The sequence below is a fragment of the Acrocarpospora catenulata genome, from assembly GCF_018476525.1.
Classification (GTDB): Bacteria; Actinomycetota; Actinomycetes; order Streptosporangiales; family Streptosporangiaceae; genus Acrocarpospora; species Acrocarpospora catenulata.
This window is the reverse complement of record NZ_JAHCST010000036.1, coordinates 67,804-91,318: the sequence shown is the minus strand read 5'-3', so window position 1 is coordinate 91,318 and position 23,515 is coordinate 67,804. Positions and strand designations below refer to the sequence as shown.

Genomic DNA, 23,515 nt, shown 5'->3' with positions numbered 1-23,515 from the left:
CGGTAATAGAGGGGCGGGTGGGCGGGAGAACGGCGGCAAACCGATTTCGTAGATCGACACGTGCTTTGGGGTGCGGGGGAAGCCCGTGCGTGTGTGGGAATTTGATTGCCGAGTAGTGGGCGGCAAGTTTTGTGGAGTTTTTACTCGCCGCAGGCGGTGCAGTGGGTCAGGCCGGCCTGTTCGGCTTCGGTTCTGGTCATGGTTTCGATGCCGCTGTCGTCGGCGGCCTCGATCAGGGGGCAACTCGAGTCGTGGAAGCGACGGGTGCCGACGATGACCTTGACGGTTCCGCCCTTCTCCGGCTGCTCGATGGCGACCGTCGTTTCCTCGCCGGGGTCGGCGTCGGAATCAGTGGCGGGTGCGGTGGCCGGGCGGTTGGCCTCGACTGTGGGGTCCGCGGGAGCGGGGCCGTCCTGGGCGGCGGGCTCCACCGGGGGTTCCGGCTTGTCCTGCGGCTCCTGGACGGCGGGCTTGGGGCGCTGGAAGGCGGTCCACTCCGAGGTGGCGGGAGGGATGACCGGCGAAGAGGCGGGGGGAACCGACGACGAGGTGGCGGGGGGAACCACCGGAGAGGGAACCACCGGCGAGGAGGTGGGAGGAACCACTGGCGAGGAGGTGGGGGGTATCACCGGCGGCGCACTGGGGGCCGTCGCGCTGGGGGCCGTCGTTGTACCGGCAGCCGCCGTACTGGGGGCTGTCGTACCGGGGGCCATGGGGGAAGCGCTCTCGGCGATACAGGTGGTGCAGGGCGTGAAGCCCTCCTCGCGGGCCTCCTCGACCGTCAGTTCCTCGACCTCGCGCCCGGCCAGCTGACGACAGTTGGGCAGATGGAACCGCTTCCGCCCAGGAATAACGATCACGATGGAATCCGGCCCGAGCCCACCGGGGGGCAACGTCCGGGACATCGGCGGACGCGGCGGAGCCGCAGGGGCTCCGGGGTAGGCCATCTGCTGAGTCTGCTGGAGAGGCATCTGCTGGGTGCCCAGATGCGGCCCGGCCTGGGAGGTGCCCGAGGGAGGGGCGGGCGCGGCCGTCATGGGGCTCGCGGCCTGCGGCGCCCCGCTGTAGGCGGGTACGCCGACGTGGGCGGGCTGCTGGGCAGGCAGCGGGGGGGTGGGCAGCGGGGGCGTCTTGGGCCGCCCGCCCGCCGGGAACAGCTCATGCCGCCTGAGCAGCGCCCCGATCAGCAGGCAGACCGCGGACAACACGCTGACCACGATCGACCACATGACGAGGAACGGCTTCGCCAGCACGACGCCCGCGATGAGCAGGACGATCGCGGCGAGTACCAGGGCGGCACTGACAAGGATCACTGGGGGGATCTCCGAACTACCGAACTCCGGAACGCACGGCGCGCGTCAGGGGCGCACTCGCGGCGTGCCAGGGGCGTACACGCGACAGAACGCCTTCCGGACGCCGGGGGGACGCCAGCCGGAAGGCGCGGACTATTGACGAGAAACCCATCCATGGACAGCCACCTGGCCTGACGACCCGTGGTAACCACCCAGATCACGTTCTTCTCGTCACCGACCCACGGCGGACGCCGCGGGCCCGGCCAACTTACCGCCGGTCGCCGTGCGGGCCCTCGGGGTTCTGGAAGGCACCCGAGTGCTGAGGGTCGGCGCCGAACGGGTTCGGAGCGCCGGGGATGGGCTGTCCGCCGGGGGCGATGGCGTGCGCCATCTGCGGGCCCGACACGGCCTGCGGCCCGGTGCCCACGATCGGGAAGCCGCCGCTGCCCTCCGCGGAGACGTTCAGCTCGGCGAGCTGGTTCTCCAGGTACAGCTTCAGCCTGCTCCGGTACTCCCGCTCGAAGCTGCGCAGTTCCTCGACCTTGCGCTCCAGCTCGTCCCTGGTCTGCACCAGAGAACCCATCGCCTGGCGGTGGCGCTCCTGAGCGTCACGTTCCAGGGTCTCGGCCCGGGCGCGGGCGTCGCCGATGATCTGCTCCGCCTGACGGCGGGCCTTGCCGAGCACCTCGTCGGCCTCCCGGCGAGCCCGGGTCACGGTCTCGTCCGCCTCCCGGCGGGCGTCCGCGATGGCCTGGTCGGCGGTCTGCTGGGCGAGGGCCAGAACCCGCGCGGCGGTGTCCATGTTGTCCTCGGCGGGCGGCAGGCCCATGCCCACCGGCACCGGCTCGGGGCGCACCGGCTCCGGCGCCCGCATGGGCTCCGGCTGCGGCATCATCTCCGGCTTCGGCTCGGCCACCGGCGCGGGGGCCATCTGCATGCCACCGGGCGGCATGCCGCCAGGCTGCATGCCACCGGCCATGCTCATGCCACCGGGGACCTTGCCCCGCAGGCACTCGGCCAGCTTCGCGCGGAGCTCCTCGTTCTCCTGGATGAGGCGGTCGAGCTCGGCCTCCACCTCGTCGAGGAAGGCATCCACCTCTTCCTCGTCGTAGCCCGGCCTCAGCCGGGTCGTACTGAACTGCTTGTTCCGCACATCAGCGGGCGTCAGCGGCATTTGGGTCTCCTTGGCGCGCTTGGAGTCTGTCCGGAGAGAACTACCTATCCTCGACCAAACGCGGACACGACTTGGATCAAGACCAAGACCACAATGAACAGCACTGTGAAGCTTAGGTCAAAGGCCACCGTACCCAACCTCAGGGGAGGAATAAAACGGCGGAGGAACTTGAGCGGCGGATCGGTGGCTGTGTACGTGGCCTCGGCCAGTATCAGCACGGGCCCTCTGGGCCGCCAGGCCCGGGCGAACGCCTGCACCGTCTCGAAGATCATCCTGCCGATGAGCAGGACCAGGTACAGGGACAGGACAAAGACCAAGGTCCCACTAATGATCCCCACGGCCGAGCCCCGCCTCCATCCAGATCCGCCGCCTCAGGTCCCCGCGGGAACCGCTGAGCCGTTCACTGTTCATACATGGAACTCTAGCTCTGGTTGAAGAACCCGCGTTCCGCGATCCGAGCCTTGTCCTCCGCCGTCACCTCGACGTTGGCAGGGGACAACAGGAACACCTTGTTGGTAACACGTTCAATGCTGCCGTGTAGCCCAAAAACCAGACCTGCCGCAAAATCGACAAGACGCTTCGCGTCGCTGTCAACCATCTCGGTCAGATTCATGATTACCGGGGTGCCCTCCCGGAAGTGCTCGCCGATCGTCCGCGCCTCGTTGTAGGTACGCGGGTGCAGCGTGGTGATCCGCGCCAGATCGGTCGTACGGCGCTCGATCACGGCCGTCGAGGGTCGGGGGGCGGGCACCGGCGTGTCGTCCCCTCCATCGCGGCCGTGGGCCCCGCCGGGACCGAAGTCCTCGCCTGCCCCGTCGTACCCGTCCACGCCGAAATCGTCCGCGTCGTAGTCACGGTACCTGTCGTAACGGTCGTCATCCTCCACCAGACCGAGGTAGACCGCCATTTTGCGCATCGCGCCGGCCATCGCTCCGTCGTCCTCCGTCTACCGTGCCACCAGGGCAGCGCGTGCCTTGGCGGGCCTTGAAGGTCCGTGGCGGAAGCCGTACCCCCCGACTGGCGAACCGCTGATCGACCTCATGCTGTTACTCGGGGGACATTACCTGACGAAGGGCTTCCGGCGGCCGAGCAACGCCGTACCGACACGCAGGTGTGTCGCACCGTTCGCTATCGCCTGCGCGAGATCGCCACTCATGCCGGCGGAAATCACGTCCGCCCCCGGGTGTTCCTTCTGTACGGCTTGCGCCACATCCGCCAGCCGGGCGAACGCGGCGGCGGGATCCTCCCCGAGCGGCGCCACCGCCATCACCCCACGCAGCCGCAGCCCGGGGGCCGCGGCCAACGCCTCGGCCAGCGCGGGCACCTCGGCGGGCCGGGCGCCACCCCGATCCGGCCGGTCCGCCCGCTGGTCCAGGTCGACCTGGACCAGGCAGCCCACCTCGCGCCCGGCCGCCACGGCGGCCCTGCTGAGCGCCGCGACCAGCCGGGGCCGGTCGACGCCGTGCACCAGGTCCGCGTAGGCGACCACGGAGCGGGCCTTGTTGGTCTGCACCTGGCCGATGAAGTGCCAGGTGAGCGCCAGGTCCGCGCACTCGGCCGCCTTGGCGGCGGCCTCCTGGTCGCGGTTCTCCCCCACGTCGGCCACGCCGAGCCCGGCCAGCAGCCGCACGTCGGAGGCGGGGTAGGTCTTGGTCACCGCGATCAGGGTGAGCTCGGCGCGGGGACGCCCGGCGGCGCGGCACGCCTCGGCGATGCGCCGCTCCACCTCGGCGAGCCCGGCGGCGAGCTCCGCGCGCCGGTCGGCCCGGGGCCCGGAGGGGGGATCCAGGTCACTCACGGGTGATGAATATCACTCTCAGAAATCACGTCAGTACGGTGGTCACTTCAGGAAGTCAGGCACGTCGAGCTCCTCTTCCTGCTCCTCGAAGACCACCGGGCGCCGGGGAACCGGCTGGGTGAGCTTGGAGGTGATCGGTGTCGGTGGCTCAGTAGGGCGCGGTATGGCGAAAGGGCCGGTGTTGCCCTCCCCCCGCGCGCCCTGATCGCCCTCGCGGCCGAACGGGACCGGCTCGGCCGAGGCCGCGGGCACCTGCGGCGCCTGTGCGGCCGGGTGGCTCACCACCGGGCTGACCGGCGGGCCCGCGGGCGAGCTGACCGGCGGCGGCACCGGAGCGGGCGCGGAGGCCACCGGCGGGGCCGGGGTGACCGGCGAGACCGGGCGGACCGGCGACTCGGGCCGGGACTCCTGGCGGGCCTCGTGCCGGGCCTCATGCCGGACTTCGTGGCGGGGTTCCGGCTTCTGCGGCGCGACGAACGACGACAGGCCGGGCCGCTCGCGCGCGGCCGCCGGGGCGGGTGCCGCCGGGCGGGACTGCTGCTGGCGCGGCTGCGGCATCACGGCGGGCTTCTCCGGGACCGGCTCGTCGAACCCGGCGGCGATCACGGTCACCCGGACCTCGTCGCCCAGCGCGTCGTCGATGACCGTGCCGAAGATGATGTTGGCGTCCGGCGCGGCGGCGTTGGAGACCAGCTGCGCGGCCTCGTTGATCTCGAACAGGCCCAGGTCGGAGCCGCCCGCGATGGACAGCAGCACGCCGTGCGCGCCGTCGATGCTGGCTTCCAGCAGCGGGCTGGAGACGGCCATCTCGGCGGCGGCCACCGAGCGGTCGTCGCCGCGCGCGTGGCCGATGCCCATCAGCGCGGAACCGGCCCCGGACATGACCGACTTGACGTCCGCGAAGTCCAGGTTGATCAGGCCAGGCGTGGTGATCAGGTCGGTGATGCCCTGCACACCGGAGAGCAGCACCTGGTCGGCGGCCTTGAACGCGTCCAGCACGCTCACCTGGCGGTCCGAGATGGACAGCAGGCGGTCGTTGGGGATCACGATGAGGGTGTCCACCTCGGCCCGCAGGTTCTCGATGCCCGCCTCGGCCTGCATGGCCCGGCGCTTGCCCTCGAAGCTGAACGGACGGGTCACCACGCCGATGGTCAGCGCGCCCAGGGAGCGGGCGATGTTGGCCACCACGGGCGCGCCGCCGGTGCCGGTGCCACCGCCCTCTCCGGCGGTCACGAACACCATGTCGGCGCCCTTGATGACCTCCTCGATCTCCTCACGGTGATCTTCGGCGGCCTTCCGGCCCACCTCGGGGTTGGCCCCGGCGCCCAGGCCGCGCGTGAGCTCTCTGCCCACGTCGAGTTTCACGTCGGCGTCACTCATCAGCAGCGCCTGGGCATCGGTATTGATGGCGATGAACTCGACGCCCTTGAGTCCCTCCTCAATCATCCGGTTCACGGCGTTGACTCCGCCGCCGCCGATGCCGACGACCTTGATGACCGCGAGGTAGTTCTGCGGTGCTGCCACGACGAGGGGCCTTTCCGCTCGCTTACATATGTCTCTGTAGTGATCGCGATGCTGGGCACCGCGGTTCGAGTGCTCAAACCTGGGGCGACTTCCCGCCCTGTTCCAACCCTCACCCTCAAGTTGAGATTTAGAGTTATGTCAACCTGAGGATTGATACGGACAGTAGGGTTGCGCCTCCCCCAGGGTCAACTAACCGCGCCGTTACCGCTCCGGCGTGTCGCGAGCGGGATCGCGGGAGCGTGCGTGCTCACTTGACGGTGACCACGTCAGGGGAGCTGACGTCGAAGGTCATGGCGCTCTCGCGAAGCAGCGTGGTGAGGATGCGGGACTTGTCGGCCGCCCGGTCCCGGCCACCCCAGACCACGGTCCGCCCGTCGTTGAGCCGGAAGGTCACGTTCTCCGCTGAGCCCGCGCTCACCTCGTCCACCAGGCGGGACAGCGACTCCGGCAGGGCGTCCAGCACGGCCAGGGCGGCCCGCACCGCCGGGTCGGCCGGATCGAGACGGTGCACCCGCAGCAGCGGCAGCCGGGGCGGGGCCACGTCCACCAGGTCGAGCACCACGCCGAACCGGTCCACCACGGCCATCTTCCCCGACATCCGGGCCGAGGCCAGCGGGGTGCGCTCGACCACCTTGATCCGCAGGGTGCCCGGCCAGTCGCGGACCACCCGGGCCGACTCGACCGCGCGGAGCGCGGCCACCCTGGCCCGCACCTGCTCCAGGTCCACGGTGACCAGCGGGGTGTCGGGGGCAACCGCGGCGGCCCGGCGGACCTGCTCGGCCGGGAGCGTCAGGTTCCCCGTCACCACCACCTCGCGGACGCCCAGCACCGGCGACAGGAAGACCACCCAGGCGGCCGCCGCCACCGCGGCCCCGGCCGGCAGGGTCGCCAGCGCCGTACGCCACAGCAGGCTCTTGCGCACCGGGCCCTCCGTTCCCCCCGCCAGACCCGTCGGCTCAGCGGGCCAGCAACTCCGCCACGATGTGCGGGCCGAGCTCGGTGACGTCGCCCGCGCCCATGGTGAGCACGATGTCCCCCGGCCGGGCCCGGCCCGCCACCAGGGCGGGCACCGCGGACCTGTCCGGAGCATAGGCGACCCGGTCGGACGGGAGCGGGACCTTGCCCGCCACCAGCGCGCCGGACACGCCGGGCTCCGGGTCCTCCCTGGCCCCGTAGACGTCCAGCACGATGGCCTCGTCGGCCAGGCCGAGCGCGGCGCCGAACTCCGCGGCGAAGTACCGGGTGCGGGAGTACAGGTGCGGCTGGAAGACCGCGATCACCCGGCCGCCGCCGACCACCACGTCGCGGGCCGCGCGCAGGTCGGCGGCGAGCTCGGTGGGATGGTGGGCGTAGCTGTCGAACACGCTCACCCCGTCGGCCTCGCCCTTGGCCTCGAACCGGCGCTTGGCCCCGGTGAACGCCGCGAGCCCGTCCCTGACCTCGTCGAACGGCAGGCCCAGCTCCAGCGCCACGGCGAGCACGGCGGCCGCGTTCAGCGCGTTGTGCCGCCCTGGCACGTTCAGCCGGACCCGGCCGTGCCCGGCCACCTCGAACTCCACGCCCAGGCCGCGCGGCGCCACCTCGGCCACCCGGATGACGGCGTCGGCCGCCTCCCCGTAGGTGACCACCTTGAGGCCGCGCTCGCGGGCGGCCGGGGCCAGCGCGGCGGAACCGGGGTCGTCGGCGCAGAGCACCAGCACCGAGCCCACCCGGTCCACGAACCGGGCGAAGCTGTCGTAGACCGCCTGCGGCTCCCCGTAGTTGTCCAGGTGGTCGGGCTCCACGTTGGTGACCACGGCGATCCGGGGGGCCAGCATCAGGAAGGAGCCGTCGCTCTCGTCCGCCTCGGCCACGAACACCTCCCCGGTGCCCTCGTCGGCGCCCAGACCGGTGGTCACCAGCTGCCCGCCCACGCAGTACGACGGGTCGGCCCCGCACTTCTGCAGGGCCACGGTGAGCATCGAGGTGGTGGTGGTCTTGCCGTGGGTGCCCGCCACGGCGATGCCCACCCGGCCGGCCATCACGGCGGCCAGCGCGGCGGCCCGGGGGATGATCCGGACGTTCTGCCGGAGCGCCTCCCCCAGCTCCGGGTTGGAGTCCCGGATCGCGGTGGACACCACCACCGTGTTCACGTCCCTGATGTGCGAGGCGGCGTGCCCCACGTGCACGGTGGCGCCCAGCTCGCGCAGCTCGGCCAGCAGGTCGGAGCTGCGCGCGTCGCTGCCGGAGACGGCCAGGCCGCGCTTGAGCAGGATCCGGGCGATACCCGACATGCCGGCCCCGCCGATGCCGATGAAGTGCACCCGGCCCAGCTCCTCGGCGGGCACCGGCTCGATCAGTTTCACCAGACTCATCGCGAAGCGATCTCCAGAACCTTGCGGGCCAGCGTCACGTCGGCGTCCCGGCGGCCCATCCGGGCGGAGGCCTCCGACATCCTGGCCACCTTCTCCGGGTTGTGCAGGATCGGCACCAGGGTGTTGATGATCCACTCGGGGGTGAGCTCGGCGTCCTCGACCATCAGCCCGCCGCCCGCCTCGACGATCGGGGCCGCGTTCAGCCGCTGCTCGCCGTTGCCGTGCGGAAGCGGCACGTAAGCCCCCGGCAGGCCCACCGCGGTCAGCTCGGCGCAGGTCATCGCCCCGCTCCGGCAGAGCACCAGGTCGGCGGCGGCGTAGGCCAGGTCCATGCGGTCCACGTAGGGCAGGATGACGTACTGCGGGTCGCCGGGCGGGGGCTCCTGCTCGACGGTGTTCTTGGGGCCGACCACGTGCAGCACCTGCACCCCGGCCGCGCGCAACCGCGGGGCCGCGGCCAGCGCGGCGTTGTTGATCGAGCGGGCCCCCTGCGAGCCGCCGAACACCAGCAGCGTCGGCCGGTCAGACTCCAGACCGAAGTACGACCTGGCCTTGTCTCCCAGCGAGAACCGGTCCATGGCCACCACCTCGCGCCGGAGCGGGATGCCGATGTACTGGCCGCCCGGCAGCGCGGTGTCGGGATGACCGGTGAAGACGTGGTCGGTGAGCCGGGCGCCCAGGCGGTTGGCCAGGCCCGGCCGCGGATTGGCCTCGTGCACCACGATCGGCACGCCGCGGCGACGGGCGGCCAGGTAGGCGGGGGTGGCCACGTAGCCGCCGAAGCCGACCAGGATGTTGGCCCCCAGCCGGTCGAGGATCTGGGAGGCGGTGCTGATCGCCCCGGCCAGCCGGCCGGGCACCGTCAGCAGCTGGGGGGTCAGCGCGCGGGGCAGCGGCACGGCCGGCACCAGCTGCAGCTCGTAACCCCGGGCGGGCACCAGCCGGGTCTCCAGTCCACGATCGGTGCCCAGGCAGGTGATCCCGATCGCCGGGTCCTGCTGACGAAGCGCGTCGGCCAGCGCGAGCGCCGGCTCGATATGGCCGGCCGTCCCGCCGCCGGCGAGGACCACCCTCATGTCTCTCCCTATGTCAAGCCGCGTACCAGATCGCGGAATTATGCCCGGAGGCCAAGCCAGCTTAGGGCTCGCGCCGCCGGTCCGGGTCCCCGCGCAGCCAACGCTTCGGCCGCACCCGGCTCACGTTTCGCGAACGACAACAACATCCCAAGCGCCGCCAGTGTCGGCAACAGGGCCGAGCCTCCGTACGAGACGAGCGGGAGCGGAATCCCCGTGATCGGCAGCACTCCGATCACGGCGCCGATGTTGACGATGGCCTGTCCCGCGATCCAGGCCACGGTGGCGGCGCTGGTCAGCCGGACGAACGGGTCGTTGACGCGGGAGGCGATGCGCAGGCCCGCGTAGCCGAGCAGGCCGAACAGGGCGACCACCACCAGGGTGCCCATCAGGCCGAGTTCCTCGCCCAGGATGGAGAAGATGAAGTCGCTCTCCGCGTGCGGCACCCAGTCCCACTTCTGGCGGCTGCTGCCCAGGCCCAGGCCGAACCAGCCGCCGGAACCCATCGCGATCTGCCCCTGCGCGGCCTGGTAGCCGGAGCCCTGGGCGTTCTCCCAGGTCCGCAGCCAGCCCTCGATGCGGTCCGAGCGGTAGCCCTCCGAGGTGATCATGAAGACGGTGGCGATGGCCAGCACGCCGAGGATGCCGGCGAACAGCCGGACCGGGGCGCCCACCACCCAGAGCAGGGCCAGGAAGATGATCATCAGGACCAGGGTGGTGCCCAGGTCGCGGCCCCACATCACCAGCACCGCCAGGATGGCCACCCCGGGCATCAGCGGGATCAGCAGGTTCCGCCACTCCATCAGCTTGCCGCGGGCGTGCCTGGCCAGGATGTCGGCTCCCCAGAGCACCAGGGCCAGCTTGGCCGGCTCGGAGGGCTGGATGGTGAGGCTGCCGATGTAGATCCAGCGCTGCGCGCCCAGCTCGGTGGAGCCGATGAAGATCACCATGACCAGGCCGATGATGGACAGCGCCAGCAGCGGGTACCCGGCCAGCCGGAAGAACCGCTGCGGCAGCTTGGCGCAGGCGTACATCAGCGGGATGCCCAGCGCCACCGAGAGCGACTGCTTGAGGAACCAGTAGAACGGGTCGCCCTTGATCTGCAGCGCCTCGATGCTGGAGGCCGAGAGCACCATCATCAGGCCGAGCGCCAGCAGCAGCGCGCTGCACCCGAGCACCAGGTAGTACGAGGTGAGCGGCCGGGACAGCAGCTCACGCAGGGTGGCGGCCTGGACCCGCAGCCAGTTGGGCCGGGGCTTCTCGGCCGCCCCATCGGCGGCGGTCACTCGGCCAGCCGCCGTACGGCTCGCGCGAACGCCTCCCCCCGGGCGCCGTAACCGGCGTACATGTCCAACGAGGCCCCGGCGGGGGCCAGCAGCACGGTGTCCCCCGGGGAGGCGAGCCTGGCGGCTTCGGCGACGACACGATCCATCACCCCAGTGTCGTCTCCGGTCACCTCAAGCACCGGAACATTCGGCGCGTGTCGCGCCAGAGCCTGGGCGATGCGCTCGCGGTCGGCCCCCAGCAGCACCGCGCCGCGCAGCCGGGAGGAGGCCCGGCGGACCAGGTCGTCCACCTCGGCGCCCTTCAGCTGGCCACCCGCGATCCAGACCACCGAGTGGAAGGCGGCCAGCGAGGCCGCCGCCGCGTGCGGGTTGGTGGCCTTGGAGTCGTCCACGTAGTCCACCTCGCGCACCCGGGCCACGTGCGCGATCCGGTGCGGGTCGGGCACGAAGGTGTGCAGGCCGCGCCGTACCGCGCCGGCGGGCACGCCGTGGGAGCGTGCCAAAGCCGCGGCGGCCAGCGCGTTGGCCACGTTGTGCGGGGCGAACGGGCGCACGTCGCCGAGCGAGGCCAGTTCCTCGGCCGAGCTGACCGGGTCGGCGACGAAGGCCCGGTCCACCAGCAGGTCCTCCACCACGCCCAGCTGGCCGGGGCGGGGCACGTCCAGGGTGAACCCGACGACCCGGGTGCGGTCCCGGTGCGGTTCTGCCAGCCGGGTCGCCCACTCGTCGTCGGCGTTGTAGATCACGGTGTCCGCGTGGGCGAAGATGCGGGCCTTGGCCCTGGCGTACTCGGCCAGCGAGCCGTGCCAGTCGATGTGGTCGGGGGCCACGTTCAGGATCGCGGCGGCGGCCGGGGCCAGGCCGGTCGACCAGTGCAGCTGGAAGCTGGACAGCTCCACCGCCAGCACGGTGGTGTCGCCCGGGTCAAGCACCGCGTCCACGATGGGGGCGCCCACGTTGCCGACGGCCCGTACGTGCTCCCCGGCGGCGGCCAGGATGGCGGCCAGCATGCGCACCGCGGTGGTCTTGCCGTTGGTACCGGTCAGCGCCAGCCAGGGGGGCGCGCCGGCGTGCCGGAGCCGCCAGGCCAGCTCGACCTCGCCGATCACCGGCACCCCGAGGGTGGCGGCGGTCAGCAGCAGCGGGTGGTCGGGCCGCCAGCCGGGCGAGGTGACCACCAGCTCGGTGCGCTCGGGCAGAGCCGGGTCGCCGAAGCGCACCTCCACGCCGAGCTTGACCAGCTCCGGCGGGACCGGCCGCTCGCGCTGCTCCAGCACCACCACCCGCTCGCCGCCCTGGGCCAGGCCGCGGGCGGCCGCGGCGCCGGACACCCCGAGTCCGGCCACCACCACGCACGTGCTCACAGTTTGGGCATCCATTCGACGTAGAACAGGCCGAGGCCGGCCGCCGCGCTGAGTGCGGCGATCAGCCAGAACCGGACCACGATGGTGGTCTCCGCCCAGCCTTTCAGCTCGAAGTGGTGCTGCAGGGGAGCCATCCGGAAGATGCGTTTCCTGGTCATCTTGAAGAAACCGACCTGAATGATCACCGATGAGGTGATCACCACACAGAGCCCGGCCAGGATGAGCAGGAGCAGCTGGGTCCGGGTGGTGATGGCCAGACCGGCCAGCACCCCGCCCAGGGCCAGCGAGCCGGTGTCGCCCATGAAGATCTTCGCGGGCGGCGCGTTCCACCACAGGAAGCCGACCAGCGCGCCCAGCACGGCCGCGGCGACCACCGCCAGGTCCAGCGGGTCCCGCACGATGTAGCAGTTGGGGCCGAGAATGGCGGTGGTGCAGCTGTTGCGCAGCTGCCAGTTGCCGATCAGCACGTACGAGGCGAGCACGATCCCGGTGGCCCCCGAGGCCAGCCCGTCCAGACCGTCGGTCAGGTTCACCGCGTTGGAGAACCCGACGATCATGATCAGCACCCAGATGGTGAACGCGAACAGCCCGATCGACTGCGGGCCGAAGTCCCGCAGGAAGGACAGCCGCGTCTCGGCCGGGGTGATGGAGTACGCGTTGGGGAAGCGCACCACCAGCACCGCGAAGACGGCCCCCACGATCAGCTGGCCGAGGGCCTTGGCGCCGCTGCGCAGACCCAGGCTGCGCTGCTTGTAGATCTTGATGAAGTCGTCCAGGAAGCCGACCACGCCCAGCCCGGTCATCAGGAAGAGCACCAGCAGCGCGGAGGCGGTGGGCGGCGCCGGGTTGGCCGACAGCAGGGTGGCCAGATGCGCCGCCGCGTACCCGAGCAGCGCGGCGATCACGATCACCGTGCCGCCCATGGTGGGCGTGCCCCGCTTGTCGTGGTGGCCGGCCGGTCCCTCCTCCCGGATGTTCTGGCCGTAGCCCCGGCGGGAGAACAGCCGGATCGCCAGCGGCGTGCCGAACATGGAGAGGATCAGCCCGACCGCGGCGGCGACGAGGATGTCTCTCACCGGAGGTCACCTCCGAGCAGTCTCGCGGCCACCTGCTCCAGGCCGGCCGCCCGGGGTCCCTTGATCAGCACCACGTCTCCCGGCGCCAGCCTTCCCGACAGTTCGGCCACCGCGGCCGCCACGTCGGGGACGTGGCTCGCGCCGGGCGCGCCCGCGATGATCTGGTCGGCGTTCTCGCCCACCACGACCAGCCCTTCCAGGCCCGCGCCGGCGGCCAGCCGGCCCACGCCCTCGTTCAGCGCCGGGCCCTCCTCGCCCAGCTCGCGCATGGCCGCCAGCACGGCGAAGCGGCGCCGCCCCGCGGCCAGCGCGGCCAGCGCCGCGAACGCGGCCCGCATCGAGTCGGGGCTGGCGTTGTACGCGTCGTTGATCACGGTCACCCCGTCGGGGCGGTCGGTGACCTCCATCCGCCACCGGCTCCTCGGCTCGGCCTCCGACAGCTCCTCGGCGATGGTGGAGACCGGCAGGCCCAGCTCGTAGGCCGCGGCGGCGGCGGCCAGCGCGTTGGCGACCGCGTGCGCGCCGTACAGCCGGAGCCGGACGGGGGCGGCGCCGGAGGGGGCGCGGAGCGTGAAGGCGGCCCTGCCGCGCTCGTCCAGGCGCTCGTCCTCGGCCCTGACGTGCGCCTCCGGGGAGCGGCCGAACCAGGTCACCCGGGCCGCGGTGCGCGCCGCCATGCCCCGGACCAGCGGGTCGTCGGCGTTGAGCACGGCCACGCCGTCGGCGGGCAGCGCCTCCACCAGCTCACCCTTGGCCCGCGCGATGGCCTCCCTGCCGCCGAACACCCCCAGGTGCGCGGCGCCCACGTTGAGCACCACCCCGATCTTGGGCGGCGCGATACCCGTCAGGTACGCGATGTGGCCGACGTCCCTGGCGCTCAGCTCCAGCACCAGGAACCTGGTCTCCGTCCCGGCCCTCAGCACGGTCAGCGGATGCCCGATCTCGTTGTTGTACGAGCCGACGGGCGCCACGGTGGGCCCGATCCTGGCGGTCAGCCGGGCCAGCAGGTCCTTGGTGGAGGTCTTCCCCGCCGATCCGGTCACCCCGACCGTGGTCACCTCGGGCAGCTCGTCCACCACGGCCCTGGCCAGCGCGGCCAGCGCGGCGGCCACGTCGCCGACGATGACGGCGGGCCCGTCCACCGGGCGGGCGGCCAGCACCGCCACCGCCCCCGCCTCGACCGCCTGGGCCGCGTAGTCGTGCCCGTCCACCCGCTCGCCCTTGAAGGCGGCGAAGAGGGACCCCGGCTCCACCGCCCGCGAGTCGATCACGACCGAGCCCCGCACCACCGCCCGGGGGTCGGTCTGCCCGATCAGGGCGCCCGAGGTGATCTCTGCGACCCGGCCCAAAGGCAACGGGATCATGCGTTCCTCCTGCGAATGGCGGCGGCGACCACCTGACGGTCATCGAAGGGGATGACCTCGCCTGCGACGTACTGGCCCTGCTCGTGACCCTTGCCGGCCACAATTACCACATCTCCGGGCGCGGCACGGGAGATCGCCAGGTCGATGGCCCCCGCCCGGTCCGGCTCCACGATCACCCGGGCCCGCTCGGCGTGCGGCACCTCCAGCGCCCCGTCCAGCATCGCGGCCAGGATGGCCAGCGGATCCTCGGTGCGGGGGTTGTCGCTGGTGAGGATCGCCACGTCGGCCAGCCGGGCGGCGGCCTCCCCCATCAGCGGGCGTTTACCCCGGTCCCGGTCGCCGCCGCAGCCGAGCACGATGGTCAGCGTGCCCTCGGTGACCGGGCGCAGCGAGCGGAGCACCGACTCCACGGCGCCCGGCTTGTGGGCGTAGTCCACGATCGCGGTGAAGCCCTCGGGCGAGGGCACCCGCTCCATACGGCCGGGCACCCCGGTGAAGGAGCCCACCCCGGCCACCGCGGTCTGCAGCGGCACCCCGATCTCCACCAGGGCGATCAGCACGCCCAGCGTGTTGGCCACGTTGAACGGTCCGGGCAGGCCGACCGCGACGTCGGCCTCCACGCCGCCGGGGCCGACCACCCGGAACGCGCTGCCGTCCGAGCCCAGGCGCACGTCCGTGGCCCGCCAGTCGGCCTCGGGGTCCCCGGCGGCGGAGAACGTGGTGATCGGGATCTTGGCGAACCCGGCCAGCTCGCGGCCGTGCGGGTCGTCGATGTTGATCACGCCGAGGCGGGTGAACTCCGGGGTGAACAGCCGGGCCTTGGTGGCGAAGTAGTCGTCGAAGTCACGGTGAAAGTCCAGATGATCCTGGGACAGGTTCGTAAATATCGCGACATCGTAGAAGATGCCGTCCACGCGGCCCAGGGCCAGCGCGTGGCTGGAGACCTCCATCGCCGCCGCGGTCACCTTCTCCTCCCGCATCAGCGCGAACAGGCCCTGCAGGTCGGTGGCCTCCGGGGTGGTCAGCTCGGGGGTGATCCGGATGTCCCCGGCGCGGATCTCCACCCCGCCGACCAGACCGGTCCGGTGCCCGGCCGCGGCCAGCCCCGCCTCCAGCAGGAAGGTCGAGGTGGACTTGCCGCTGGTCCCGGTCACCCCGATGACCAGCACGTCGGTGGCGGGCTGGCCGTACACCCAGGCGGCGACCTGGCCCAGCTGGGCGCGCGGGTCGGGCAGCACCAGCACGGGCAGGCCGGTGGCCGCGGCGTCGTCCCGGCCCGCCTCGTCGGTGAGGATGGCCACCGCGCCGGCCTCCCTGGCCGCCTCGGCGAAGACCGCGCCGTGCGCGGCCTTGCCGGGGAGCGCCACGTAGAGGTCGCCGCGCCGGACCCGCCGGGAGTCGATGGTCACGCCGGTGATCACGCCGCGGGCCGCCCGGCCGGAGGCGGAGGGCGCGCCGAGCAGGGTCGCCAGGCCGGAGAGCGGGCGGGCGGACGGCGTGGCCGGGCGCATCGCATGGGTCGCGCTGGTCGCCTTGTTCACACCGTTTGCCTGATTCGTGTAGGTCGCCTGATATGTGTAATTCGCCTGGTTTACCTGGTCGGCGGGATGTCCCGGATGTATATGGGCGGGCTGGTTCACGGCGAGAGCGTATCGTTCCCGCTCATCACAGAGCGCTCGTCGAGCCGGTAGGCGGGATTTTCTTGCTCTTCAACGCGAATGTCATGACGTCCTTGAAAACGGGCGCGGCGATCGTCCCCCCGTAGTGGTCCTTCTTCGGATCCTGGATGACGGCCAGCACCAGCAGCCGGGGCGACTCGGCGGGTGTGAAGCCAACGAAGGTGGCCGTGTAACCACAGTAACCTGCGCATTTCTGGTCATACCGCATGGCCGTCCCGGTTTTACCCGCCACCCGGTAGCCGTCGATCGCGGCGGCGCCGCCGGTGCCCTCCTCCCCGGCCACCGCGCCCTCCAGCATGCCGGTCAGCTGCCGGGCCACCAGCTCGCTGATCACCCGGGTGGGCTTGCCGGGCGTGGCCGGGACCAGCCGGTCGTGCTCGTCGGTGGTGCCGGCCACCACCGTGGGGGTGATCCGCATGCCGCCGTTGGCGATCGTCTGGTAGACGCTGGCCATCTGCAGGGCGGTGACCGAGATGCCCTGGCCGTACATGATGGTGCAGCGCTGGCTGCCGCTCCAGTCCTGCCAGCCCGGGAGCAGGCCGGCCTCCTCGCCGGGCAGCGCGCTGCCGCTCTTGGCGCCGAAGCCGAACGCCCGGAACATGTCGTACAGGCGCTGGTTGGTCATCTTCTGACCGGCCAGGATGGTGCCCACGTTGCTGGACTCGCCGAGGATCTGGGCGTAGGTCATGACCTGGGTCGGGTGCGGGTGGGCGTCGCGCAGGCGGCGGTCGGCGCACTGGATGTTGTCCGGCACGGTGAAGATGGTCTGCGGCGCGACCACCCCGGCCTCCAGGGCGGCGGCGGCGGTGATCACCTTGTTGGTGGAGCCGGGCTCGAACACCTCGCTGGCCGCCCGGTTGCCGCGCAGCTCGGCCGCGACCTTCTGCCAGGACCGCAGGTCCACCTCGGGCGCGTTGGCCATGGCGATGATCTGCGCGGTCCGGGTGTCCATCACGATCACGCTGCCGCCGCGCGCGCCGGTGGCCTTGACCTGCTTGGCGATGGCCTCCTGGGCGGCCCACTGGATGTACCGGTCGATGGTCAGCCGCAGCTCCCGGCCTGGCACCGGGGCCACCCGGGTGCTGCGGGTCATCGGGATGCGCTGGCCGTCCCGGCCGATCTCGATGCTCTGCTGGCCGTCCTGACCGGCCAGCAGCTTGTTGTACGCCTGCTCCAGGCCCTCCAGTCCTGAACCCTCGTCGCCGACGAAGCCGACCAGACCCCCGGCCAGCGAGCCGCCCGGGTAGAGGCGGCGGTAGGTGGCCTTGGAGCCGACCCCGCGGAAGCCCATGCTCATGATCTTGCGGGCCCGGAGCGGGTCCACGTCCTTGGCCACCACCAGGTAGCGCTTCTCGGTCTGGGCCAGCTTGGCCGCGATCTCTTCCTTGGGGCGGGCCAGCTCGGTGGCGAGCGTGGTGGCGATCAGCTCCCGCTGGTTGGGCCGGACCTCGTGCGGGTCCAGGTAGATCTCCCTGGCGTCGGCGGTGAGGGCCAGCTCGTGGCCGTTGACGTCGGTGATCGAGCCGCGCTTGGCCGGGAGGATCTCCGGCTGCACCCGCTGCTGCGCCGCCTTGGCCTGGAACGCCTTGGAGTCCAGGCCCTGGAGCTGCACCAGCCGGCCGGCGAACAGGGACAGCACGAACGCCATGACCACCAGCGCGACGTTGATCCGCCGCGTGGGATCGCCCAGCCGCAACATGGCGGGCGGCCGCGCGGGCGGGCGCGGGCGCCCGGGGCCGCCCGGCGGCGCCTTCTGCGGGGTACGCCCCTGAGCCTCCCGGCCGGGGCCGTTCCTCGGGGGCACCCGTGGCCCCCCCGGCGGCGGGACGGCGGAACGGGCAGGCGGGACGGCGGGCCGCGACGGCGGGCCGGACTTGGGCGGGACAGGTTTGGCGGGACCGGACGAGGGCGGGCCGGACTTGGGCGGACTCGACTTGGGCGGGGCCGACCTCGGCGCGGCGGGCTTCTGGGGATCCCGGCGACCGTCGTCGGGCGGGGTGCCCCCCGAGCCGGGGGCGCGCCGTCCGGTGCCCGGGCCGTCCGCGCGGCCGGGAAAGCCGCCGGTGCCGGAGGTGCCTCGACCGGCGCCCGGCCCGGGGGCCCCGGGACGGCCGCCCCGGCCCCCGCCTCCGGGACCGCCGCTCGTACCACCCGGGCCACCCCCCGGGCCGCCACTCCGACCGCCGCGACCGGCACCGGGTGGCCGGCCGCCGCCGTCTCTCACCGCTCCGAGCCCTCCGTCGTAGATTCCGTGTTCGTAACTTTAGGCGTCGCCGAGGCCCCGGCCGAAGGACGCGCCCCCGGTTCCCGCAGGCGTTCTCCCAGGCTGGCGGGGTGCACGCCGTCGCCGACGAACTCCGGCGCGGAGTCGTCCGCCACCAGGCCCACCTCCGCGGCCCGCGAGGCCAGGCTGGTCGGCTGGAGCGCCTCCCGGATGCGGTTATGCTCGGAGTCCGCCTGCTGGTGCAGCTGCTCGGTGATCCGGCGCAGCTCGTTGTACTTGAACGAGTCCTGGGCCAGGACGGTGTTCAGCAGCAGCAGGCTGACCAGGCCGCCTCCCAGCAGGCCCACCACCAGCAGCACGAACGGCGCCCGCGGCGGACGCCGCCGCCCCTGCCCCCGCGCCCCGGGCTGTGGCACCGGCTGCTGGGCCGGTTCCGCCTTGGCGGTGGACCCAGGCCGGACAGTCGCTCTGGCGGGAGACGGCGAGGCGGGCTTGCCCGCCGGCGGTTTGCCCACCGGTGGCACAGAGGGCGGCACCGGGGACTTGGCGGGTCTGGCCGGTTTGGCCGGTGCCGTGACCGCGGCCTTGGCGGAGGCGGCGTTCGGCTCACGGCCGGGTTCGCGGCCCGGATCGCGGCCGGGATCACGGGGGTCCCGGCGCAGGCCGGTGCGCGGCGTGCCCTTGCCTGCGGGCAGGACCCTGCCCGGCACCCGGGCAGGCATTCGGCCACGGGACGGCACGCCCCTGGCCTCTTGTTGGACCGGGGCCTCCTGGACTGGGGTCTTGGCGCCCTGCGCCGAGGCACGGACGGCCTGAACGTTACCGTCCAGCCGCGACCTCGGCTCTCGTCTTCTGTCCTGCTCGGTCATCCCTGGCGGATCCTCTCTGCCGCCCGCAGCCGGGCCGAGGCCGCCCGCGGATTGCGGGCGGTCTCGTCGTCGTCCGGGAGCTCTGCTCCCCTCGTCAGAAGGCGGAACCGAGGCTGATGGGCCTCCAGCGGGACCGGCAGCCCGGGAGGGCCGGTGTCCCTGGTTCGCGCCGCGAGGACCTGCTTCGTGAGCCGGTCCTCCAAGGAGTGGTAGGCGAGCACGACCACGCGCCCGCCGACGGCCAGCGCGTCGAGCGCGGCGGGCAGCGCCACCTCCAGCGCCGCCAGCTCCGCGTTCACCTCGATGCGCAATGCCTGAAAAGTCCGTTTAGCGGGGTTTCCCCCTGTACGTCGGGTGGCGGCGGGGATGGCCTGCCGGACCAGCTCGGCCAGACGCTTGGTCGAGGTGATCGGCTCCCGCGCCCGCTCCTTCACGATCAACGCGGCCACCCGGGACGCGAAACGCTCCTCGCCGTACTCGCGCAGCACACGCGCCAGCTCCCCCGCCGGATAGGTGTTCACCACCCGCTCCGCGGTCAGCTCCTGCTCGGTGTCCATCCGCATGTCCAGCGGCGCGTCGTAGGAGTAGGCGAACCCGCGCTCCGCCTCGTCCAGCTGGGGCGAGGAGACCCCCAGGTCGAACAGCGCCCCCTGCACCACCGGGCGCCCGATCTTGGCCAGCACCCCGGCCAGCTCGTCGGAGACCGCCCGCACGATCGTGGTCCGCCCCACGTACGGCGCCAGCCGCGCGGTGGCTCGCTCGATCGCCACCGGATCCCGGTCGATGCCGACCAGGTGCAACGTGGGATGGGCCTCCAGCAGCGCGGCGGCGTGACCCCCGAGCCCGAGGTTGGCGTCGACGACGACCGGAGCGGGCCCGGTCAGCGCGGGAGCCAGCAGCTCCAGCACACGGCCGAGCATCACGGGGACGTGACCCCCCGGGTACTCCCGTTCCTCAGACATCGTCCAACCCCCAACAAACTGCCGCTTCAAGGCTCGCGGTCATGCGGCGTGCCCACCGGTGATACAAGTCCCCACCCCGACCGGCTCCTGGCGGGGAGCCGACCCGTCCGGCCAGGTCCCCATCCGCAGACCGTTGGTCGCGGCACCTGACACCGGGGAAGGTGCATCAGCTGCCGGACTGGTGCGGGTGGAGACCTCGCCGAACGTCACCGACGGGTCGAATAGTCAGATCAGCCACCGGATCGGGCTGATCGCCGGTTACAGGATTCCTGGCAACACCTCCTCCGACAGATCGGCGAACGCCTGTTCCTGTTCGGCCAGATAGGTGTCCCAGGCTTGGGCGTCCCAGATCTCCAACCGGGTGTTGGCTCCGATGACGACGCAGTCACGTTCCAGGCCGGCGTACCGCCTGAGGCTCGGGGGGATCGTGATCCGCCCCTGCTTGTCGGGCGTTTCGTCGGAGGCACTGGCGAAGAAGACACGGCTGTAGTCGCGGACGGCCTTGGCGGTCACCGGCGCGGTGCTCAGCGCCTCTGTGAGCCGCTGGAACTCCTCTACGGGGAAGACGTAGAGGCAGCGCTCCTGGCCTTTGGTGATCACAAGACCCTCCGCCAGCTCCTCGCGATACTTCGCCGGCAGGAACAGTCGTCCTTTGTCGTCGAGGCGCGGCTGATGGGTGCCGAGAAACACCGGCCCCACCTCCCGTACCTTGCGGAACACCTGGCTCTAGAGCCACGGCCCTCCACTGGGCTCCACCATACTCCACTTCTCCCCACCGTCAACTGATTCAAACGGTATGGAGAGCCACCCAAATTTGCGTTTCCGCAGGTCATTGATGGTGGAGTGAAGTGGGGCGAGCAGGCTGCTCCTACCCCGCTCTTGGGCGTGTCGCGGTCGCTACTTGACAGGAAATCCGCTCGCCGCGCGAGGTGCCGGCCATTCGCGAGAACCGGAGTGGGGCGAAGTGGAGCGACTCGGGCCCCATTACCAGGTATGAAGGGGTCGTTGTCACAGGATTCGGACATTAGCCCCACCGGATCGAGAAGTCTCCTCACGACACTGTGGGCTACTCCCTCCGTGGGCGTGTATCGCAGCTGTTTCGCACAAAGTCGCCTGAGAACCCCGTGCGGCATAGTGTCGGTACACACAATGGATAAGGAACGCAAAACCCCCAGCAAAACGGCACGCCTCTGGAGGCCTGGTGGCAGTAACACACGGCGCCGCGACCGACGCCGACGCGGAACAGCTTGAGGATCTGGTCGATGTCGCGCACCGGATCCGGGCCGCGATCGAGTCGGTGATCGAGGGCAAGGGCGACGTTGTCCGGCTCACCCTGAACGTCCTGCTCGCGGAGGGTCATCTCCTGATCGAGGACGTGCCGGGGGTCGGGAAGACCATGCTGGCGAAGGCGCTGGCACGATCCATCGACTGCCCGGTCCGCCGTGTGCAGTTCACCCCCGACCTGCTGCCCAGCGACATCACGGGGGTCAGCGCGTACAACCAGCAGACCCGGGAGTTCGAGTTCAAGCCGGGGCCGGTGTTCGCCAACATCGTGGTGGGCGATGAGATCAACCGGGCCTCCCCGAAGACCCAGTCGGCGTTGCTGGAGTGCATGGAGGAGCACCAGGTCACGGTGGACGGCCACACCTACCGGCTGGAGTCGCCGTTCATGGTCATCGCCACCCAGAACCCGATCGAGATGGAAGGCACCTACCCCCTGCCGGAGGCGCAGCGGGACCGGTTCACCGCGAAGATCGCCATGGGTTACCCGGAGCCCGCCGCCGAGCTGGAGATGCTCGACGTGCACGGGGCCTCCCAGCCGCTGGACAAGCTGGACCCGGTGGCCACCACCGCCGAGGTGCGCGGGCTCATCCGCGCGGTGCGCGCGGTCTACGTCTCCCAGCCGGTCAAGAAGTACGCCATCGACCTGGTCGACTCCACCCGGCACTCCCCCGACCTGCGCCTGGGCGCCTCGCCCCGGGCCACCCTGCACCTGGTCCGGGCGGCCAGGGCGCACGCCGCGCTCTCCGGCCGGGACTACGTGATCCCCGACGACCTGCAGGAGCTCGCCGTCCCCGTGCTCGCCCACCGGCTGCTGCCCAGCCTGGAGGCCCAGGGGCAGCGCCGCCATCCCGAGCAGGTGATGAGCGACCTGGTCCGGCGGGTGCCGGTGCCGGACACCAAGTGACCGGGTCACCCCAAGCGTGATCGGACGACATCCATGATCGGGCTCAAGTCGCTCACCTCCCGGGGCCGCTCCTTCCTGGCCTCCGGAGTCGCCGCCCTGCTCTGCGCCGTCTTCCTCGGCGAGCACGACCTGCTCCGGGTGGCCTTACTCATCATCGCGCTGCCGCTGCTGGCCGCGATGGTGGTGGCCCGCACCCGCTACCGGCTCAGCTGCGCCCGGCGCCTCGACCCGCCCCGGGTGGAGGCCGGCAACGACGCCACGGTGACCCTCCGCCTGGAGAACGTCACCCGCCTGCCCACCGGCCTGCTGCTGATCGAGGACACCCTCCAGTACGCGCTGGGCAGCCGCCCCCGCTTCGTGCTGGACCGGGTGGAGGCCAAGGGCGTGCGCGAGATCGACTACAAGGTCCGCTCCGACCTGCGCGGCCGCTACTCCATCGGCCCCCTGGCGGTCCGCATCACCGACCCCTTCGGCCTGGTCGAGCTGGCCAGGACCTTCACCGTCACCGACACCCTGGTGGTCACCCCGCAGGTGGTGCCGCTCCCCCCGGTCCGCCTGTCGGGCGAGTTCACCGGCGGCGGCGACAGCCGTACCCGGTCGGTGGCCGCGGCCGGGGACGACGACGTGGCGCCGCGCGAGTACCGGCAGGGCGACGACCTGCGCCGGGTGCACTGGCGCTCCACCGCCCGGTACGGCGAGCTGATGGTGCGGCGCGAGGAGCAGCAGTGGCAGAGCCGGGGCGCGCTGCTGCTGGACACCCGCCGCCCGGCGCACCGGGGCGAGGGGCCGCGCTCCTCCTTCGAGGTGGCGGTCTCGGCGGCGGCCTCCATCGGCGTGCACCTGGCCGCCGAGGGCCTGGGCCTGCGCCTGGTCACCGACCAGGGGCCCCAGCACCTGACCGAGACCGGCGTCTCCCATTCCCTGCTCGACACCCTCGCCGTGGTACGGCAGAGCGCCGCACGCCGCCTCGACCTGGGCCTGGCCGCGCTCCGCCAGGGCGGCGGCGACGGGCTCATCGTGGCGGTGCTCGGCGCGATCGACCCGGAGGAAGCACAGGCATTGGCCCGGCTCAGGCACGGCCACACCACCGGGGTCGCGGTGCTGCTCGACGTAGCCGACTGGGAGCCGCAGGCGGCGGGCGCCTCCTCCCGGGAGGAGGCCCAGCGGGCGCAGGCCGTGCTGGCCGGGAGCGGCTGGCGGGTGCTGCGGCTGCCCGCCGGGGCCTCGCTGGCCGCGGTCTGGCCGGACGCGGCGTACAAGAGGAGCGCGGCGTGAGCGGAAGGGAAGG

General features: G+C 72.0%; 20 protein-coding genes. 2 read left to right on the top strand and 18 right to left on the bottom strand.

Features of this window, described 5'->3' with window-relative positions:
* Positions 1–140: 140 nt before the first annotated feature.
* The 18 genes from KIP79_RS29600 to mraZ form a co-directional block, all read right to left on the bottom strand.
* Positions 141–1,313, bottom strand: a complete 1,173-nt coding sequence (locus KIP79_RS29600; protein WP_214108218.1) for a hypothetical protein — start codon at positions 1,311–1,313, stop codon at positions 141–143.
* Between the two features lie 247 nt (positions 1,314–1,560).
* On the bottom strand, positions 1,561–2,466 hold the full coding sequence (locus KIP79_RS29595; protein ID WP_214108217.1) for a DivIVA domain-containing protein: 906 nt from the start codon (positions 2,464–2,466) through the stop codon (positions 1,561–1,563).
* A 44-nt stretch (positions 2,467–2,510) separates the two neighbouring features.
* A complete protein-coding gene (locus tag KIP79_RS29590) occupies positions 2,511–2,804 on the bottom strand; it encodes a YggT family protein (protein WP_214108216.1) in 294 nt (97 codons plus the stop codon).
* An 83-nt stretch (positions 2,805–2,887) separates the two neighbouring features.
* On the bottom strand, positions 2,888–3,394 hold the full coding sequence (locus KIP79_RS29585; protein ID WP_214108215.1) for a cell division protein SepF: 507 nt from the start codon (positions 3,392–3,394) through the stop codon (positions 2,888–2,890).
* 132 nt (positions 3,395–3,526) lie between these two features.
* A complete protein-coding gene (locus KIP79_RS29580) occupies positions 3,527–4,264 on the bottom strand; it encodes a YggS family pyridoxal phosphate-dependent enzyme (RefSeq protein WP_308169956.1) in 738 nt (245 codons plus the stop codon).
* A 42-nt stretch (positions 4,265–4,306) separates the two neighbouring features.
* Positions 4,307–5,788: a cell division protein FtsZ gene (gene ftsZ, locus KIP79_RS29575; RefSeq protein ID WP_214108214.1), complete on the bottom strand. Its 1,482-nt coding sequence runs from the start codon at positions 5,786–5,788 to the stop codon at positions 4,307–4,309.
* A gap of 247 nt (positions 5,789–6,035) precedes the next feature.
* Positions 6,036–6,710, bottom strand: coding sequence for a cell division protein FtsQ/DivIB (locus KIP79_RS29570; protein WP_308169955.1), 675 nt, complete (start codon positions 6,708–6,710; stop codon positions 6,036–6,038).
* Between the two features lie 34 nt (positions 6,711–6,744).
* Positions 6,745–8,142, bottom strand: a complete 1,398-nt coding sequence (murC, locus tag KIP79_RS29565) for a UDP-N-acetylmuramate--L-alanine ligase (RefSeq protein ID WP_214108213.1) — start codon at positions 8,140–8,142, stop codon at positions 6,745–6,747.
* Positions 8,139–9,218, bottom strand: coding sequence for an undecaprenyldiphospho-muramoylpentapeptide beta-N-acetylglucosaminyltransferase (gene murG / locus KIP79_RS29560; protein WP_214108212.1), 1,080 nt, complete (start codon positions 9,216–9,218; stop codon positions 8,139–8,141). Before murG ends, murC begins: the two co-directional genes overlap by 4 nt.
* Before the next feature lie 38 nt (positions 9,219–9,256).
* Positions 9,257–10,501, bottom strand: coding sequence for a putative lipid II flippase FtsW (gene ftsW / locus KIP79_RS29555; RefSeq protein WP_214108211.1), 1,245 nt, complete (start codon positions 10,499–10,501; stop codon positions 9,257–9,259).
* Positions 10,498–11,880: a UDP-N-acetylmuramoyl-L-alanine--D-glutamate ligase gene (murD, locus tag KIP79_RS29550; RefSeq protein WP_214108210.1), complete on the bottom strand. Its 1,383-nt coding sequence runs from the start codon at positions 11,878–11,880 to the stop codon at positions 10,498–10,500. The genes ftsW and murD overlap by 4 nt, the downstream gene beginning before the upstream one ends.
* Positions 11,862–12,941, bottom strand: a complete 1,080-nt coding sequence (mraY, locus tag KIP79_RS29545) for a phospho-N-acetylmuramoyl-pentapeptide-transferase (protein WP_214108209.1) — start codon at positions 12,939–12,941, stop codon at positions 11,862–11,864. The genes murD and mraY overlap by 19 nt, the downstream gene beginning before the upstream one ends.
* On the bottom strand, positions 12,938–14,305 hold the full coding sequence (locus KIP79_RS29540) for a UDP-N-acetylmuramoyl-tripeptide--D-alanyl-D-alanine ligase (RefSeq protein ID WP_214108208.1): 1,368 nt from the start codon (positions 14,303–14,305) through the stop codon (positions 12,938–12,940). Before KIP79_RS29540 ends, mraY begins: the two co-directional genes overlap by 4 nt.
* On the bottom strand, positions 14,302–15,816 hold the full coding sequence (locus KIP79_RS29535; protein ID WP_214108230.1) for a UDP-N-acetylmuramoyl-L-alanyl-D-glutamate--2,6-diaminopimelate ligase: 1,515 nt from the start codon (positions 15,814–15,816) through the stop codon (positions 14,302–14,304). The genes KIP79_RS29540 and KIP79_RS29535 overlap by 4 nt, the downstream gene beginning before the upstream one ends.
* A 154-nt stretch (positions 15,817–15,970) precedes the next feature.
* Positions 15,971–17,683: a peptidoglycan D,D-transpeptidase FtsI family protein gene (locus KIP79_RS29530; protein WP_250214051.1), complete on the bottom strand. Its 1,713-nt coding sequence runs from the start codon at positions 17,681–17,683 to the stop codon at positions 15,971–15,973.
* A 521-nt stretch (positions 17,684–18,204) separates the two neighbouring features.
* Positions 18,205–19,077: a cell division protein FtsL gene (ftsL, locus tag KIP79_RS29525; RefSeq protein ID WP_214108206.1), complete on the bottom strand. Its 873-nt coding sequence runs from the start codon at positions 19,075–19,077 to the stop codon at positions 18,205–18,207.
* Positions 19,074–20,039, bottom strand: a complete 966-nt coding sequence (gene rsmH / locus KIP79_RS29520; protein ID WP_214108205.1) for a 16S rRNA (cytosine(1402)-N(4))-methyltransferase RsmH — start codon at positions 20,037–20,039, stop codon at positions 19,074–19,076. Before rsmH ends, ftsL begins: the two co-directional genes overlap by 4 nt.
* A 258-nt stretch (positions 20,040–20,297) precedes the next feature.
* Positions 20,298–20,729: a division/cell wall cluster transcriptional repressor MraZ gene (gene mraZ / locus KIP79_RS29515; protein WP_214108229.1), complete on the bottom strand. Its 432-nt coding sequence runs from the start codon at positions 20,727–20,729 to the stop codon at positions 20,298–20,300.
* Positions 20,730–21,240: 511 nt separating this feature from the next.
* On the opposite strand from mraZ, the gene KIP79_RS29510 reads away from it, so the two are divergent.
* Both KIP79_RS29510 and KIP79_RS29505 read left to right on the top strand, forming a co-directional pair.
* The gene (locus tag KIP79_RS29510; RefSeq protein ID WP_308169953.1) at positions 21,241–22,227 is read left to right on the top strand and encodes an AAA family ATPase; all 987 of its coding nucleotides are present in this window, start codon (positions 21,241–21,243) and stop codon (positions 22,225–22,227) included.
* A gap of 33 nt (positions 22,228–22,260) precedes the next feature.
* The gene (locus KIP79_RS29505; protein WP_214108204.1) at positions 22,261–23,502 is read left to right on the top strand and encodes a DUF58 domain-containing protein; all 1,242 of its coding nucleotides are present in this window, start codon (positions 22,261–22,263) and stop codon (positions 23,500–23,502) included.
* Positions 23,503–23,515 lie beyond the last annotated feature (13 nt).